The organism is Candidatus Marinimicrobia bacterium CG08_land_8_20_14_0_20_45_22 (genome assembly GCA_002774355.1).
Taxonomy (GTDB): Bacteria; Fidelibacterota; UBA2242; order UBA2242; family UBA2242; genus 0-14-0-20-45-22.
On the sequence record PEYN01000108.1, the window covers coordinates 1 to 17,600 of the forward strand.

Genomic DNA, 17,600 nt, shown 5'->3' on the forward strand with positions numbered 1-17,600 from the left:
TATCTCCTGACAGGTAAACTCGACCTCACCTCTAATAATAAACACTATCTACCCATTTAAAATGCGAAAGAACCAATATTTTTTTCATTGATGAAAATAATGGATGGTGTGTTGGTAATTATGGATGTATTTTACATACTTCAAATGGAGGAGAATTATGGGACAAACAAGATTGTCCAGTGGATAGCGTATTATATAAGGTTAAGTTTCTAAATAAAAATAAAGGATGGGTTGCAGGGTATTATACATTACTAAATACGGTGGATGGAGGTAATAATTGGGAAATTAATAATGGAATCAATGGCTGGTTTGTTGATATAGATTTTTTTGACGATAAAAATGGATTATTAATAGAACGTTCTGGCTTTATTTTACGAACTATAGATGGAGGTGAAAACTGGCAAATAATTAATAGTGAACCTTTATCCGAAAGATTGACATCTCTTTCAATAATTGACCAAGAGCGAGCCTGGATTGGAGGATGGCAAGGCCTAGGATATGTAACAGATAAAGGTGCTTCAGTCCAATGGTATAATGTTTCAAGTGTATCACTGGTAAAAGATATTCAATTTGTTGATAATGAAAAAGGCTTTCTCGTTAATGATATTGCTCAATTTCTCATAACAATTGATGGTGGATGGACATGGTCAGAAGTTCCAAGAGGTAGTGGATTGGAAATGGGACCAATACAATATTTTTATATGATAGATAAGGAAAATGGTTGGATTTATTTAGATTATAAAGGTGGATATTTAAGCAATATTAAAGTAAATAACACTATATCCACTTTGGAAAATGATCAATATAAAGTACCTGCGATCAGTGATATTTATTTTCTCGATTCAAATACTGGATGGGCAATTGGATCTGGAGGAACAATTTTAAGATTTACTGGAGATAAATATCCTATCTCAAATAAATCATCCGACATGATTAACATTTTTCCTAATCCATTTGATATACATGGTACAAATATCAATTTCACACTTCAAAAAGAACAAATTGTAATTATCCAAGTGTATAATATAATTGGACAAAAAGTCAAAATGCTCTATAATGGTTTATTAAATAAAGGTGAGATAACGTTGTTTTGGGATTGTAATAGTATTGCTAGTGGTATATATTTTATCCATGTACGTTGTGATGAATTCAACCAGGTAAAAAAGTGTACAATTTTAAAATAATTGATAGTAAAGGAGGTTAAAGAGATGATTAGACACTTTTGCCAGATTAATTGTTTAGCCTTTAAAAGAAGCGACTTTCGTAAAATTAAACATTAGGAGGACAGAATGTTAAAAAGATTATTTTTATGTGTTCTTATTTTCTTATTTAATTTAATTTCATTTGCACAAAACAGGGAACAGTATAAAAAAATTGATTGGCGTATTTATAATTCACTGAATTGGAGAGAATATGTGGATTATCAATCCGATGAATGGAAAAATATGTCAATTGAAGATAAAAACTCTTTATTAAAAATTCCCGATTCTGTTTTAAACACGATGTCAACAAAAGAATTGATTGAAGCATCAATAGACTGTCATTTTGCACGGAGAATTGGATTATTTTCGATGATTGATAATTACTATAAAAAGGTAGAAGAAAGTTTCAATGGTTTTTCGGAATTACTAAGCCGAAAAGATGTTGTGGAGAAATTAATATCTTATTATAATGATATGGATATTACAAAAGATACTTACAGTCCTGCAGGCCTTTCTCAAAGAGAACAAATTCAAATAATTGAATATTTAATGGTGCATCCACAATTACTTTCTAAATATGATCTTTCGAGTATTGAAACATTAACCTCAGAATTGCTAAGTAAATATGAAATTAAGACTAATATGGGAACAGTCTACGAAAAAGGAGATTTGATCTCGAATATTTATGCAATAGCAAAATTAATAGAAATTAAAAATCATGAGAATAGTCAAAACTTGAAAAGTATAGGTGGTGTCGAAATATTTTTAGAATCAGGGCTATATCTCACAGATGATATTCGCAATCATGTTTTAAGTATTTGTAAATCAAATTAATATTTATGAGGCGAGATATGTTAAAAATAAAATATTTATTACTATTGCTTTTAATTTCGATAAAAGTATTTGCAACTGATACTGCGACTACAATTTATACTCCCGAAGGAAGGCCAGTCACTGCTTATATAATGGGAAATGGGGCACTTTGGTATGACGATGAGGATGCACAAGATGATATTGATATTTATGGACTTGATGCTGAAATTATTGAATCTTCAACAAGATCATATAATTGTCATGGATATGCTTGGACATTATCAGAAAATAGTGGTACATATTGGATTGGGTATACAGATAATGATGAGGAAATAAAATATTTTAATGATGCCTCTTATTCTAATGATAGTCAAGCTTCCTATGTTTCGTCTTCATCTTCACTGGCAGATCATGGATGCTATGAGCAATATAGTGATCACTCTGTGCGAGTAATTCAAAATGGATATCCAGTCGCTATTTCTGGAGCAAGAACACACGTATCAAAGTGGGCATGTGGTCCTTTAGTACGACAAGCGCCGGGACATGATATATTCGCATTAAAAAATACGAGTATAATCTCATATTACAAACTTAAAACGGCTCATTCTGGTACCCTCTCAAGCTATCCAAAAACATGGGTTGGTGCAGGTGAAGTCAATCATTCAATTTCTAGTAATGTTTCAGTACCTTCTGGTGCAACATTAACAATAAAGTCAGATGCAATTGCTAATCTCGGATCGTATAGCATTGTCTCAACAGGTGGCACAATTACTATTGAAAGCGGCGCAACTATCAATTCATCGAATTCGCATGTCCGTCTTACAAACGGAAGCACAATCAACGGGCTTTATCCGACCATCGCTTCTGCAGCGGCCGCCGCTTCCAGTGGACAAACCATTGAAATCTACGGTCCGCATACCCTGACTACTAATTATTCGATTCCGTCTGTAGTATCGTTATCTGTTAAATCCGGAGCGACGCTTACGCTTGGATCATACTCAATCGTTTCCTCCGGCGGCACGATCACGGTCGCGAGCGACGCGACCCTTAGTCCGGATGTCCGCCGGAAAAGCGGAAGCACTATACTCGGATTATATCCTTCTATCACTTCCGCCCTCTCAGCCGCATCCAGCAGCCAGACTGTAGAATATGGGGGTTCACATACTATGTCAAGTAATCTGACGGTATCATCTGGAATAACTCTTTCAGCCAAAGCCGGATCTACTCTGTCTTTTGCCAGCGGCTATTATCTGTCCGTCAATGGCACACTCAATGCGTCCGGTACATCCGTCAGCCGAGCAACATTTACGCGGAGCGGCGCATCGGGTACATGGGGCGGTATCCGCTATCAGAGCGGCAGTAGTGGTACATTGTCGTACGGTACAATCTCATATGTAACTTACGGCGTATATTTGAACAGTTCCAGTCCGGATGTAGATCATTGCAATATTTCAAGTTGTTCTTACGGTGTCTATTGCACCGGAGCCAGTCCGGATATAACCAACAACACGATATCCAGTTCATCTTATGGCATCTATTGTACTTCGGCCAGCCCGGATATCTGTAACAATACCGTTTCCGGTTCTTCTACTTACGGACTTTATGTCTATAACGGATCCCCCGATCTGGAAACCAATCAGGTCACCGGTTCGCAGGTATATATGAATGCCTGTGATTCCTATATGTACGACAATTATTTTGTCAATGCCTCTTCCTGCAATCAGGCTCTGTATTTATACGGTTCTTCCCCTTCTCTTTTTAACAATACGATCGATCCATCGGAGGTGATGTTGGCCATTAATATCACCAATGACAGCGATCCATGGTTTGGGGATTATCCCGGACTCGGACATAATTACATCTATAACGAAAACTTTGAAGCCGACGGCGTGATCTGGGCAACAAATTATTCCAATCCGATCCTCGGCTATGGCGATGCAGGGCCTTATATCGGAGGGAGTAATTCGATAATCGGCGTGACCGGAATTTATCCCGCGACGGCATTTAACAATTCCAGTATCGATGCGGCCTGGTGTTGGTGGGGACAATATCCGGCGCCTGCGTGTTATGGAAATGTCGATACGCACGATGCGCTGTCATCCGATCCGGGCGGCGGAAGTAGTTTAGCCAAATCCACCTATTTAGCAGGCGATATCATTGTCGATGAATCGGTTTCTTCGCCTGCCGATTCACTCTACAAGATCGGTATGAGTCTGTTTGTCGAAAAGCAATATGAAAGCGCAATCCCCGTTTTCAAGAAATTGATCATTGATTATCCGGACACGAAATATGCCTCCAAAGCCATAAGCATGGTCATGCGGATCGGGCGGACGTATGATAAATTAGATCGCGTCGCATGGATCGATGAATTGCTCGATCAAATGGATAATAGGAACCTGACAGCCGCCCTGAAAGGTCGTAAGGTTCTGCTGTATCGTCAGTCGGGACGAATAGATGAAGCGATGGAATTATCTGCGGAGATTGCAAAAGAAAATCCAGGGACCCTGTTTGAAAGCGCGGCTTTGTTCGATCTTTTTAATATGTACCAGAAAGACTTAAGCGATTCCGTCTCTGCCGGTGAAATACTAACCGAACTCAAGACCAAATACCCGGATGACGATCAGACCTTGATCGCGCGAAGCGATTGCGGAGAAAACGTTGCAGGCGCGCTAATGAAAAGGCATACGCTTCCGAAACCGGAGCAACAACCAGTCGCCGTAACGCCGACAGAATATAGTTTGTCACAGGCTTTTCCGAATCCATTCAATCCGGTGACAAACTTCGGTTACACAATCCCGGAAAAATCGCCGGTTCGACTTGAGGTTTTCGATCTGAAAGGATGCTTGATTGAAACGCTTGTAAATCAGGCCAAAGAGCCCGGCAATTATCAGGTAGTTTGGGACGCATCGAAATATCCTTCCAGCGTCTATCTGTACAAAATTCAGGCGGGAACTTACACCGAAACAAGAAAATGCTTGTTGATCAAATGATCGAATAGTCTATCCATCCGGCAGGTTTAACCTGCCGGATCGAATGAGTTATGTTCGGAAGGTCGTGGGTTATGTTTGGGAAGGGGCACACGAAAGCGTGAAGACAGGAGAAAATGTCTGAATCGCTGATTAATCAGATTGCGCTGATCACACAGATTATAGAAAATAGGGCTGATAAAAAATTCTGTGGAATCCTTAAATCAGCGTAATCTGTGATTCTGACGGTGTTATGAGCAAGGCAAACAGAAATTTCATGGAAGCCGTATTGGGTACTCTTAATCTTAACCTTAACCTCAACCTCAACCTAATTTGTCTTCTCCCTTTTCGTCTCTTTTCGTGGTCATCTTCTTTCTAATTTTAGTCCAATAGTGTTTATTCGTGGACACTCCTTCGGCTGACAGGCCTAATCTACCTGATTTACTCCTTCGTCCCGATTCCCGCAATTTTTCTTGAATTTCCGGCGTTTATTTAATACACTCTGGCCGACGATGGAACGTTTGAATCAGATGCCAGAAGAGACGAAAAGAGAAACACAAAAACCGGTTCGGGTGGTCGTCATCGGCGGCGGAGCGGCCGGACTTATCACCGCGGGAACTGCGTCGCAATTTGGCTCACAAGTTACGATCGTCGAAAAAATGGAACGTCCCGGCCGGAAATTGCGCATCACCGGCAAAGGCAGATGCAATCTCACCAACGATACGCCGCTCGACGAATTCCTGAATCATTTCGGTAAGAACGGCCGCTTCCTGAAACCAGCATTCTATCAGTTCTTCATCAAAGATTTACTCGACTTTCTGAAATCGCTGGGCATCGAAACGGTCGTCGAGCGCGGCAACCGCATTTTTCCCGCTTCCAATCAGGCGCAGGATGTCGTCGATGCGCTGACCGATTGGGTGAAACGTAATGGCGTAACATTATTGCCAAAAACCAAGATAGACCGAATTGTTGTTGAAAACGGACAAATCGTCGGCGTTTCGGTCGTCGATTTACAGACGATGGAGAAAAAGATCATTCCCGGCGATGCTGTCATTTTATCGACTGGCGGAATGAGTTATCCGCTGACCGGCTCGACTGGCGACGGCTACAAACTCGCCTCAGCGGTCGGACATTCGATCATTTTACCTCGTCCCTCGCTTATTCCGCTGATCACTTCTGGCGAAACGGCAAAGAATCTTCAGGGATTGAGCCTGAAAAATGTCGCCGTAGGTTTATGGATAGACGGGAAAAAGCAGGCATCGGAGTTCGGCGAAATGTTATTTACACATTTCGGGCTTTCGGGTCCAATCATTCTGACACTGAGCAAACAAGCAGTAGATGCGCTAAATGAAAAGAAAAAAGTGTCCGTTTCTATCGACCTGAAACCGGCGCTCGACGATATTAAATTGGACGCGCGGCTCATTCGGGATTTCGGAGAACACGGCAAAATGCAGTATCGGAAAATCCTGCACGAACTACTGCCGCCGAAAATGATCCCGGTTTGCATCGAATCGACTGGCATTTCCCCGGACAAACTGTGCAGTCAGATCACAGGCGAAGAACGAAAACGCCTACGGCTTTGGCTGAAGAATTTCAGGCTCGAAGTCATCGGGCATCGTCCGATTTCCGAGGCGATCATCACCGCGGGCGGTGTCAATTTGAAAGAAATCAATCCCAAAAAGATGGAATCGCGTCTCGTGAAAGGACTTTATTTCGCCGGGGAAATCCTCGACGTCAACGCCGACACCGGCGGATATAATCTTCAGGCGGCATTTTCGACGGGCTATCTAGCGGGAAAATCCGCCGCAAATCAATAAATATTCACCACAGATGACACTGAGAACACAGAGGTTTTTGATATTATTTTTCTAAGAGGGAAGAAACTCTCTGATTAAAGTAAAAAAAACAATAAGTAAGCAATGATCCAAATTAAGTGAATATTCAATATCTCCGCCTTATTCAATTTGAAATAGGATGTTTGAAATTTGAATTTAATGCATAGGATTTTTACGCTAACAGGCAGAAATTTGCGCTAATGTTTTTACCGACGACTAAAGATGAAATGAAACGGCTCGGGTGGGATGTCTGCGACGTTATTCTGATCACCGGCGACGCTTACATTGACAGTCCGCACATCGGCGTCGCGGTCGTCGGAAAAGTTCTGCTGAACGCCGGCTACCGGGTCGGGATTATCGCCCAACCAGCGTTAAACGTTCCGGATGATATTACGCGCCTCGGCGAACCGGCATTGTTCTGGGGAGTCAGCGGCGGTTCGATTGATTCCATGATCGCCAATTATACCGCTTCACTGAAAAAACGACGGAGCGACGATTTTACGCCGGGCGGTATAAACAATCGCCGCCCCGACCGCGCGACGATTGTTTATGCCAATCTGATTCGGCGGCATTTCAAAGACACGAAATCAATTGTTCTCGGCGGAATTGAAGCCAGTCTTCGGCGTGTCGCGCATTATGATTACTGGTCCGACAAAATACGAAAATCAATCCTATTTGACGCCAAAGCCGACGTTCTCGTTTACGGCATGGGTGAAAAAACAACCATAAAAATAGCCGAACGGTTAAAAAACGGCGCGGATTTTCGGGATGTCCGCGGAATTTGCTACATCGCAAAGGAGTGTCCTCCAAACGCGCTTCTGCTTCCATCTTATGAAGAGGTCGTCGGGAATAAACGCCGGTTCATCGATATGTTTCAGACATTTTACCAGAATAGCGATCCAATTACCGCAAAGACTTTGTGTCAGCCGAACGACGACCGGTTCCTGATTCAGAATCCGCCGCAGTTTTATGAAACGCAGAATGAATTGGATAAAATTTTCGGGTTGAATTTCGAGCGCGCCATTCATCCGTTCGATGAAAAAAACGGAAAAGTCAAGGCGCTGGACACAATTCGCTTTTCGATTGCCACGCATCGCGGCTGTTACGGCGAATGCAACTTCTGCGCGATCGCCGTTCACGAAGGTCGAACCGTTCGCAGTCGAAGCGCGAACTCCATTCTTCAGGAAGCCAAACAGTTAACGGAATTGCCGGACTTCAAAGGATACATTGTTGATGTCGGCGGACCAACAGCAAACATGTACGGATTCGAGTGTCGGAAAAAACTCACCCAAGGATGTTGCCCCAATAGGCACTGTTTGTATCCGGAAATTTGTCCGTTACTAAAAATCAACCATTCACGACAGACCGAACTGCTAAAATCACTCCGCGCTCTTCCTAAGGTCAAGAAAGTCTTCGTCGCTTCCGGAATTCGCTACGACATGGTGCTTGCCGATAAAAAAAACGGCGCCGCTTACTTGCGGGAATTGGTCAATCACCACGTTTCGGGACAGTTGAAAATAGCGCCCGAACACACGGAAGACAATGTTCTCGCACTGATGGGAAAACCGTCGCGCGAGTCGCTGATAGAGTTTAAAAATCTTTTCGATCTCTTTTCCAAGCAAGCGAAAAAGGAACAATATTTAACCTATTATTTGATCGCGGCTCATCCCGGATGCACCTATGAAAATATGGTAAAACTCCGAAACTTCACATCCAAAGAACTGAAAATCCATCCCGAGCAGGTTCAGATTTTCATTCCGGTGCCTTCGACATGGTCTGGCGTCATGTATTATACCGAAATCGACCCGTTCACAAACCGAAAAATATTCGTTGAAAAGAATCTGCCCCAAAAAGAGCTCCAGAAACGAATCATCGTCGAAAAAACCCCGTTTGTCCAGAAAAAGACGCGAAGAAGCGGATGGAAAACCGGCGCACATGTCCGAACACCGAAAAAACGTTAAACCAATCCCAGTTAAAGAAAAATTGATCTCTAATTCGACAAGTGTGATTCGCTATAAAATTGTCGGAATAAGTAAAATAAGAATTACCATTTTTGCCAAATGTTGTTATATTTGTTTGGTTTAATATTTGGAGATAGAGTATGAGAGAGATCAGATTCAACCCGGGCGAAGTCATCATCAAAGAGGGAACTTTCGGCAGTTCAGCGTATCTGTTAAAATCCGGCGTCGTCGAAGTCCGTCGGAAAGGACCCAAGCATGATGTTCTTTTGGCGACACTAAAAGGCGAAGAAATTTTCGGCGAAATGGGATTGATTGACGATAAACCGCGTTCCGCTTCGATTGTCGCCAAGTCGCCAGTAACCGTCGATGAGATTGTCCGCGATGACTTCTTTGCCCTGCTTGACGACAAGGTTTCTTTCATCATTCCCATACTCAAGGCATTTTTTGAGCATCTCCGGCAGACGAACGATATGGTCGTTTATCTGGAAAACAAAATGATGGAAGGTGAATCCGAAACAGAATCAGCAACAGTTGCACCTCCACCGGAATCGATCAAGATTGAAGGAGTGACCAAGGAAACCCGCGAACTTCTCTCAAATAAAACTATCACGGTCACCAAATTCCCCTACAAAATCGGACGACAGAGTTCTCACCGTACAGACGACATTTTCATGGATAACGACCTTTTCCTCAAGGATGAGGTTCCGTTCAACATCTCGCGAAATCATTTATCGCTGAACATCTATAAAAATACATTTTATGTGCTCGATCGCGGAAGCAGTATCGGAACAATCGTCAACGGCAAGCACATCGGAGCTAAACAATCGGTTTTCAAAGCCGATTTGCAAAAAGGCGAGAATTTCGTCATCATGGGAAGCGATACATCACCTTTCAAACTGAAAATCACCGTTTAATATATCATCGGAGATAAATTTTCATGATTCCAAAACAAAATCTCGGACGGGCAGTACGAAAGTCAATCAAACAACCCGGTTATGCTGTTAAAAATCTGAATCATAGACTCAAAGCCTCCCTTTCCTATCACTTGTTTAACGGACGCAGTTTTTGCCCGGAAACGATCTCGCTATTTCTGACATATACCTGCAATCTCAAATGTCTGATGTGCGGCCAGTGGGGCGAAAAAGGCGTTTTTAAGGATTACGACCGTTCTTTACTGAGCGAACGGCTATCACTGGAAGAGATTCGGGCGCTGATTGAAGACGTTCGAAAGGGTAAGCCAAATATTACGCTTTTTGGCGGAGAACCGATGATGTATCCCAACTGGATCGAGGTTGTAAAAATGGTCAAATCCGCCGGTTTGCGCTGTAACATTATTACGAACGGCACTTTTATCAAACGGTTTGCTAGTGAGATCGTCGATTCCGGTTTAGATGAGATTATTTTTTCACTGGATGGACCACGGGAAATCCACGATTATATCCGCCGCGTCCCCGGTACGTTTGATAAATCCATGGAGGGATTTCGCATACTGGCGGAATTAAAGAAAAAAAAGAAATCTCGAACGCCGTTAGTAAATATTAACAGCACGATAACTGAATATAATTTCCAACATATCGACGAGATTATCGCCATCGTGGAAGGTATTCAGGCAAGCGGTTTGACGCTTCATCATTTATTATTCCTTGATAAAGACACAGTCAATTCTTTCATTCTCGAATTCAAAGAACGGTTTCATCAATCGCCGAGCGACTGGATCGGATTTATTTCTGACGAACCCCCCAAGATCGATCCCGAAGTGTTGATCCAAAAAGCAAATGAACTGCGGCATAAGAAATACAAAACAGATGTTAACTTTTATCCCAACCTAACTGCCGAAGAAATTCGAACTTGGTACACCCAGTTTCCATTTGTTTCAAATTCGTATAAGAATCGCTGTCTGAGCCTCTGGGCAACAGCATACGTTTTCCCGGATGGATCAGTCAGGCCCTATCATACGATGAATTTCGCACCGGGAAGCATCCGAGAACACAAATTTTCCGAAATCTGGAATAACGAAACATACCGGAATTACCGACTTTACATTAAAAAACATAAATGCTTTTCAGTATGTTCAAAAGGCTGTACAGAGTTCTTCCGGTATTAGTAACTGATTGATTTATCGACCATGAATATTTAAATTACATCAGAGAGAGAAAAGCGATGAAAAAAATACTGATTGTAGATGACGAATTTAACATAGTGGAACTTCTTGAGGACTTGTTGCTTCAGAAAGGCTACATCGTCGAGAAAGCCTACAATCGCAAGCAAGCGGAAGCCGCTATTGAAACCTTTCAACCAGAGCTCATGTTGCTGGATATCAAACTCCCGGACGGCGACGGAATCGAATTCCTGAAGCAGATTAAGAAAAATACGCCAAAAATTCATGTCATTATGGTCACCGGATTAGCTGATAAAGAGATCGCGCTGGAAGCCTTGAAGAATGGCGCCGCGGATTACATCTGTAAACCGATCGATCTTCTTTACTTGACCAACAGTGTCCTAGCGAATGTTATTTCAAATTACCGGGAAGAATGATAAGCACTTTTAGACACAGGTAAGGAATCGAAAAACATGGAAATACAGGTGTAGAATTATGAACAGCGCGCATACCGTTTATTCCCTCAAATTTTTGATGATTTTCGGAATGATTCTACTGTTTTTAGCCGGTTGGGTGAGTCCTGTTTTTGCTCAGCAGTCAACAAAAATGAGTACGGTCGCAACGGAACCCGACACCTATAAGGACTTCACCATTCTCGGACCCGGCGATAAGATCAGAATTTCCTATCTCGACATCGGCCAACAGGGCACACCCGTCGAAAAAAGCAACATCGTATCCATCAATCAGGACGGCACCATTTTTCATGAACTTTTGGGGAAAGTGTCGCTGGAAAAATTATCCGTAGCAGAAGCCGAAGACTTGTTAACCATCAAATTTTCCCAGTACTTTATATCTCCTACCATTGATATTACAGTCATTGAAAAAAGAACAGAAGATGTATTGCTCTACGGCGAAGTTCCCAGAATCGGCATCTATCCGATACAACCCAACATGACAACCGTTGCCGAATTTATCATTATGAATGGCGGAACGACCATCGATGCGGATATTTCCAAAATCGCTATCAACCATATCGACGGAACAACCGTCGTTTTTGATATGGAACGATATCTTTACACAAATCAACCCGTTAATAATGTCATCTTAAAAGACAAAGACAAAGTGATCGTTCCGCGCGCCACGGCGGAAGACAAATTTTCACTTCTCTCCAAGAATTACATCTTGCAATATGGCAATGTCGTCGAAATCAGCATCAACGAAGCATCATTAACCGAAAGCAAACCGGCTGATACGGAATCTTATACCATCGATACGGAAGGAAATATTTACCATAAGTTGTTCGGCACAGTTCACCTCGGCGGTATGACGATCGACAAAGCGCAGACAGTTTTAGCAGGTGTGGCAAAACAGTACTACCGCGAACCGGTCGTCCGGATAAGCGTCATCCAGCTCAGCGCCCGGAATGTTTTCGTGTTTGGACAGGTCAATCGCCCGGGAATTTATCCCATCTCCGGGAATGTGCGTCTGGCAGAATTTCTGGCAAATATCGGTGGGCTGACAGCAATGGCTGATTTGAAAGAAATCACAGTCACACGGCAAGACGGCAGTACAATCATATTCGACTTAGATAAATTTCTCTATAAGCGTATTGATAAAAAGAATATTTATCTTGAGAATGGCGACCGCGTGATCGTTCCAAGCCGACAAAGAGGATTTTTTGTCGATTTAGCCGAAAAAGCTCGGCCTGTCGCGACGATTTTCACATTGGTATCGACTTTTTTAACCGTATATCTTGTTTTAACTAATTTAAAGATCATATAGAGAAAATCTATGCCGCAGTACGAACTCAACCTTCGCGATTACTGGCGAATTATCAAGAAGAAAAAGATCATCGTGATCGTAACCGTCATTATGCTCGGCGGATTCAGCATGATATTTGCCATTATGAACAAGCCAACACCTCTCTATCAAGCAACGTCCAGTCTTAAAATTGAGAGGCAGACGAACTTGATGGGACTCTACATGGCAAATATTTCTTGGGGAGAAGGCGACGATCTTGCCACCCGCTCGGAAATTATCAAAAGTTACCCAATGATCGAGAAAACCGCTCAGGAGATGGGCTTGATCGATTCGTCACTTTTATCCGATGAAATCCGTAACAATCCGAAATATTTTACGATTGTCTCCAAACTTAAATCCCGGGTGAAAACCGAACAAGAAGGCTATACCAATATCATCAACATCACGACAACGAGTTACAATCCTCAGGAAGCCTTTTTGCTCGCCAACGCACTCGCTAAAGTTTACAAGGAAGAGAGCTTTCGGGAGAAAAACGCTCAAATAACACAAGCATTGAATTCCATCCGATCTCAGCTCGAAAAAGCCGAAAGTTCATATCGCGCTTCCGAACGAAACGTACAAATTTACCGGGAACGAAATCGGTTCATCACGCTCGATGGATCCGCCAGCCGGTTGACCAGCCAACTGGATGCCAGTGAAGTTAAATTGGAGAAAATACGCGCCGATATCACACAGGTCGATAATATCATCTCCGAAATCCAACGCAATCCGGACTTTATTTACTACTCCGCATTCGGTCTTCTATTAAATACACCGAATCGCGCTCTGGAAACGCTTCAAACATTGCTTAATCAGCAACGCACCTCTTACAATAATTACCTTCAATATTACACGCAACAACATCCAATTATCAAAGACCTTGAACGCCAGATTCAAACTTCAGAAAAACGGTTTATGCAGGAACTTTATTCGTTTCGGCAAACATTGATCCGGTCTGAGCGTGTGACGAAGGAAACCTACGAGAAGACCGATCAAGAATATAAATCCCTCCCACTTCTCGGATTGACGCTTTCAAATCTGGAGCGCGAACTGCAGATCAAGACGCAAATTTATCAGGAACTCGAGATTCGCTATCAGGAAGCGCTGATTAAAATGTCCGAACAGGTGCAGGAAGTTTTTATCATCCGTCCCGCATTTCTCCCAACCCAACCTATCAATCCGACGATGATTGGACCGACGACAGCCATTGGAATCATCATCGGGTTGATTCTCGGAATTGTGCTGGCATTCGTGGCAGAAACACTCGATACGACATTCAGCACGATCGACGATATCGAAAAAACTCTTGACACAACAGTTTTAGGCATCATCCCGTACGTCGACATAGAAGACATCAAATCGAAACTTCTCGAAAAGATTACAACGGATGTGCCCGACGAAATCCTTCAAATGCAGGCACGACTCGTCTCACATTATAATCCGAAATCGACGATGGCTGAGGCATTCCGCGGTCTCCGCACAAATGTTCACTTCAGCTTGCTCGATAAAGGGTACAAAACGGTGATGGTTACTTCGTCCGTCGCAGGCGAAGGAAAGACGACTATTTGCGTTAATCTGGCTGTTTCGCTCGCCCAGATCGGTTTGAATACGCTGTTGGTCGAAACCGATTTGAGAAAACCACGCGTTTCCAAAATTTTCGGAATCGACAAAGAACCAGGTTTGACGGACGTTATTCTTCGGAAAGAACCTTTGGACAACGTTATCCGGACCATGAGCGACTTGATGATGGGAACAATGGCGACCGACATGTTCAGAACCGACAATATCCCGGGCATCGAATATCTGAACATCCTTACCTGCGGAAGAATCGAAAGAAACCCATCGGAAATCATCGCTTCGAAATTGATGGATACAGTTATCAGCGAACTGAAGGAACGATATGACATCGTCCTGTTCGACTCGACACCGGTCATTCAGGCTACGGATTCAACCGTGCTGGGCTCCAAAGTCGATACCGTCATCATCACTTACTATCAAGGCAAGATTTCCCGCGGCACGCTTCGCCGCTCGAAGAATCAACTCGAAATGCTCAAATCTGACATCCTTGGCGTCGTGATCAACGGAATGAAAGCCGACGTGAGTGCAGATTACGCCGATTACAAGTATAGCTATGATTACCATTATTCTTACGGTGAATCGGGAGAAAAGGAAAAGAAAAATCGGACACTCGCCTTCTTGGAATCGTTTTTCTTAAACGAACAAGAAGGGCTCATGCTTGGAATTTTCCATCGGTTAAGAAAATGGCGCGCTCTGGCGGCAATCTTGGCATTGGCAGGCGTTTTCTTCCTCGGATATTCAGGAATTCACGCAATCAAATCACATCGCAAACCCGCGCCAAAAGCATCTGCGACTGAAGCCACGACACCTATTCATACAACGGCGATTACACCCGATTCTACTCTGGCTGACACAACGGTCGTCGAAGAAACAGACACGATCGAAGCCAGAACGGTTCCCGCAGAATTAAAAGCGCTTCAGGAACGGTATGGTATTGAACCGTTACCTAAAGTACCGGTAAAGACGACAAAAACAAAACCGGCCAGTCAGATTCCTTCAAAACAGGAAACAAGTCGAACTATCGAATCACCCAAACCAATACCACCTACCATAACTGCGGTTCTTGTCAAGTCGCAACCCGCCATTGTTCCACACGCTGAAGGAACAGCAGAAATCATCAAAATCTCCAAACCTTTCACGGTTTTACTCAAAACCGAGACAATCTTCAGCGAAGCCCGAAAGGTTGCAGACAGATACAACAAGCAAGGCCTTCGTACTTTTCTATCGTTCAGTTATCCGAATCCTGAAACGGAGATGTATTTGATCTGCACGGGAAGATTCTCAACTGAAGAACCAGCAAAAAAGCAAATGGATAAACTGATCTATTCTGGCCAAAATACAAAAGCAGAGGTTATTAGCCTGGATTATTCCATCGTGATCGGAAAATATGCAACTTTGCAGAGTGCCAATCAAGTCCTTGAAAAGTATTCGAAATTGCGATATTTTTTACAAGTGGTTCAAATGAATGACGAACAGTCCGACACTCAAAAGTACTTCCTTCTGGTCAGTGGCTTCCGATCGGAATCAATTGCCAATTTGTTTTTTATTACGCGACAGGGATTATTCACTCCTTAAACGGAATCATTAATGCTATCCAGCAGGACTGAAAGAATGGGATATTCTACACACCACCGGAAGAAACATAAGCGAATAGGTTATGCAGAGCGAAAAATCCTGATCTTTGTCATCCCAGGAACTTTTATCGCGGCGATTTTAATCAGCCTGATGGTAACCGGTTTACCCAAATTGGTGCGAAACATGATGAGAAATGCGATGAGGGAAACTAATCTTTCCATTGAATATATCCGTGGTTCAGCAGTACGACGCGAGACCCAAAACCGTGTTACTTACGAAGAGCAATTCAGAAAACAACACGAAGGAGAATGGGAAGAAGGCTATCAGGAAATTCTCCAAAATACGCGCGATAAAGAAATAGAAGAATTACAAAAACAGTTCGACAAAGAACTGAAAAAATAATACCCAGACCATGTCCGTCCATCAGATTCTCGATACAAAAATTACTAAGCTAATGCTTTTTCTGGCTATACCATTCACTATCATTGTCGCATTTGTCTTGGTAAAAGTAGCGCCGATTTATGCACTGGTTGCCGCGCTGGGACTCGGCGTTTTGATTGTGACCTTCACCAATACAGATTTTGCACTTTATATTTTAATCTTCTCAATGTTACTTTCGCCGGAGTTCGGAAGCCGGACGACGATGGGCGGCGGTATCACGATTCGTATCGATGATATTATTCTAGCCATTATCTGCTTTACATGGCTCGCCAAAACGGCGCTAAATAAAGAACTCAGCCTTTTCAAAGAAACACCGCTGAATAAACCAATCAAACTATATCTTTTCGTCTGTATTCTTTCGACTACTATCGGCATGATGCTGGGACGAGTTCGCATCTTGAGCGGAACGTTTTTCATCATCAAATATGTTGAATATTTCATGGTCTATTTCATGGTCGTCAACCAGATTCAGTCAAAGAAACAGATGGACAACTATGTTATCTCGCTGTTAATTACATTCGTCATCGTCTCGGTTGCGGCGATTGTTCAAATACCTTCAGGAAAACGTGTAACGGCACCGTTCGAGGGCGATGCCGGCGAACCGAATACACTCGGCGGCTATCTCATTTTGATCATCGCAATCACATTAAACCTTGTCCTGACTCCAGGCATTTTACCCAAACCGAAATACCGCCGGTTATTGTTAATCATTACCGGCCTTGCAGTGATTCCTTATTTACTGACCAACTCGCGTGGATCTTGGGCGGCAGGAATTCCGGTCATTCTCGGATATATTTTATGGAGTAAGAGGCGATGGGTAATTATCGGCTATGCTATCGTATTGATAAGTGTTGTCCCTTTTATCCTACCGGATGAGGTCGTCGATCGAGTAAAATACACATTTACACCACAACAAGGTTATGCGCGTAGTCTGCAGGAAGAAGTCGGAGGCGTCACCTTAGACACATCTGCCTCTGAGCGTGTCCGGAGTTGGCGCTCCGCGTTCAAAGATATAAAAAAGCATCCGCTACTCGGATTCGGTGTCACGGGTTGGCGTTTTCTGGATGCTCAATACATGCGGGTTCTAATCGAAACGGGAATTGTTGGATTGTTTTTTTTCATGTACATGTTGATACAAATATTAAAAAACACACGGAAAATTTACATGGAATCGCAAATCCCATTTCTCAAGGCATTCGCACAAGGATTTTTTATTGCGACGATATCCATGATGACTCACTCAATCGGCGCTAACACGTTTATCATCATCCGAATTATGGAGCCGTTCTGGTTTATTTGCGGGCTTGTCATTTCGATTCCGCATATCGAAA

Annotated in this window: 12 protein-coding genes; all 12 read left to right on the plus strand. The window is 42.9% G+C overall.

Annotated elements, in window-relative coordinates; genetic code table 11:
* Positions 1–179: 179 nt before the first annotated feature.
* Entirely contained in the window at positions 180–1,184 is a 1,005-nt protein-coding gene (locus tag COT43_06305; GenBank protein PIS28441.1) for a hypothetical protein, read from the plus strand.
* 105 nt (positions 1,185–1,289) lie between these two features.
* Positions 1,290–2,036: a hypothetical protein gene (locus COT43_06310; protein ID PIS28442.1), complete on the plus strand. Its 747-nt coding sequence runs from the start codon at positions 1,290–1,292 to the stop codon at positions 2,034–2,036.
* 5 nt (positions 2,037–2,041) lie between these two features.
* Complete coding sequence (locus COT43_06315; GenBank protein ID PIS28443.1) at positions 2,042–5,005, plus strand: hypothetical protein; 2,964 nt, start codon at positions 2,042–2,044, stop codon at positions 5,003–5,005.
* Positions 5,006–5,511: 506 nt separating this feature from the next.
* A complete protein-coding gene (locus COT43_06320) occupies positions 5,512–6,798 on the plus strand; it encodes an aminoacetone oxidase family FAD-binding enzyme (protein ID PIS28452.1) in 1,287 nt (428 codons plus the stop codon).
* A 218-nt stretch (positions 6,799–7,016) separates the two neighbouring features.
* Positions 7,017–8,777 carry a YgiQ family radical SAM protein gene (locus tag COT43_06325; protein ID PIS28444.1) on the plus strand — a complete coding sequence of 587 codons (1,761 nt, stop codon included), beginning with the start codon at positions 7,017–7,019 and terminating at the stop codon, positions 8,775–8,777.
* Positions 8,778–8,917: 140 nt separating this feature from the next.
* Positions 8,918–9,691, plus strand: a complete 774-nt coding sequence (locus tag COT43_06330; GenBank protein ID PIS28445.1) for a hypothetical protein — start codon at positions 8,918–8,920, stop codon at positions 9,689–9,691.
* A gap of 23 nt (positions 9,692–9,714) precedes the next feature.
* Entirely contained in the window at positions 9,715–10,881 is a 1,167-nt protein-coding gene (locus COT43_06335; GenBank protein PIS28446.1) for a hypothetical protein, read from the plus strand.
* A 56-nt stretch (positions 10,882–10,937) separates the two neighbouring features.
* Positions 10,938–11,312, plus strand: a complete 375-nt coding sequence (locus COT43_06340; protein PIS28447.1) for a hypothetical protein — start codon at positions 10,938–10,940, stop codon at positions 11,310–11,312.
* Between the two features lie 58 nt (positions 11,313–11,370).
* Positions 11,371–12,657, plus strand: a complete 1,287-nt coding sequence (locus COT43_06345; GenBank protein ID PIS28448.1) for a hypothetical protein — start codon at positions 11,371–11,373, stop codon at positions 12,655–12,657.
* 9 nt (positions 12,658–12,666) lie between these two features.
* On the plus strand, positions 12,667–15,828 hold the full coding sequence (locus tag COT43_06350; GenBank protein ID PIS28449.1) for a hypothetical protein: 3,162 nt from the start codon (positions 12,667–12,669) through the stop codon (positions 15,826–15,828).
* 36 nt (positions 15,829–15,864) lie between these two features.
* Positions 15,865–16,230, plus strand: a complete 366-nt coding sequence (locus COT43_06355; protein ID PIS28450.1) for a hypothetical protein — start codon at positions 15,865–15,867, stop codon at positions 16,228–16,230.
* Positions 16,231–16,240: 10 nt separating this feature from the next.
* On the plus strand, positions 16,241–17,600 hold a 1,360-nt coding region (locus COT43_06360), incomplete at its 3' end, for a hypothetical protein (protein ID PIS28451.1).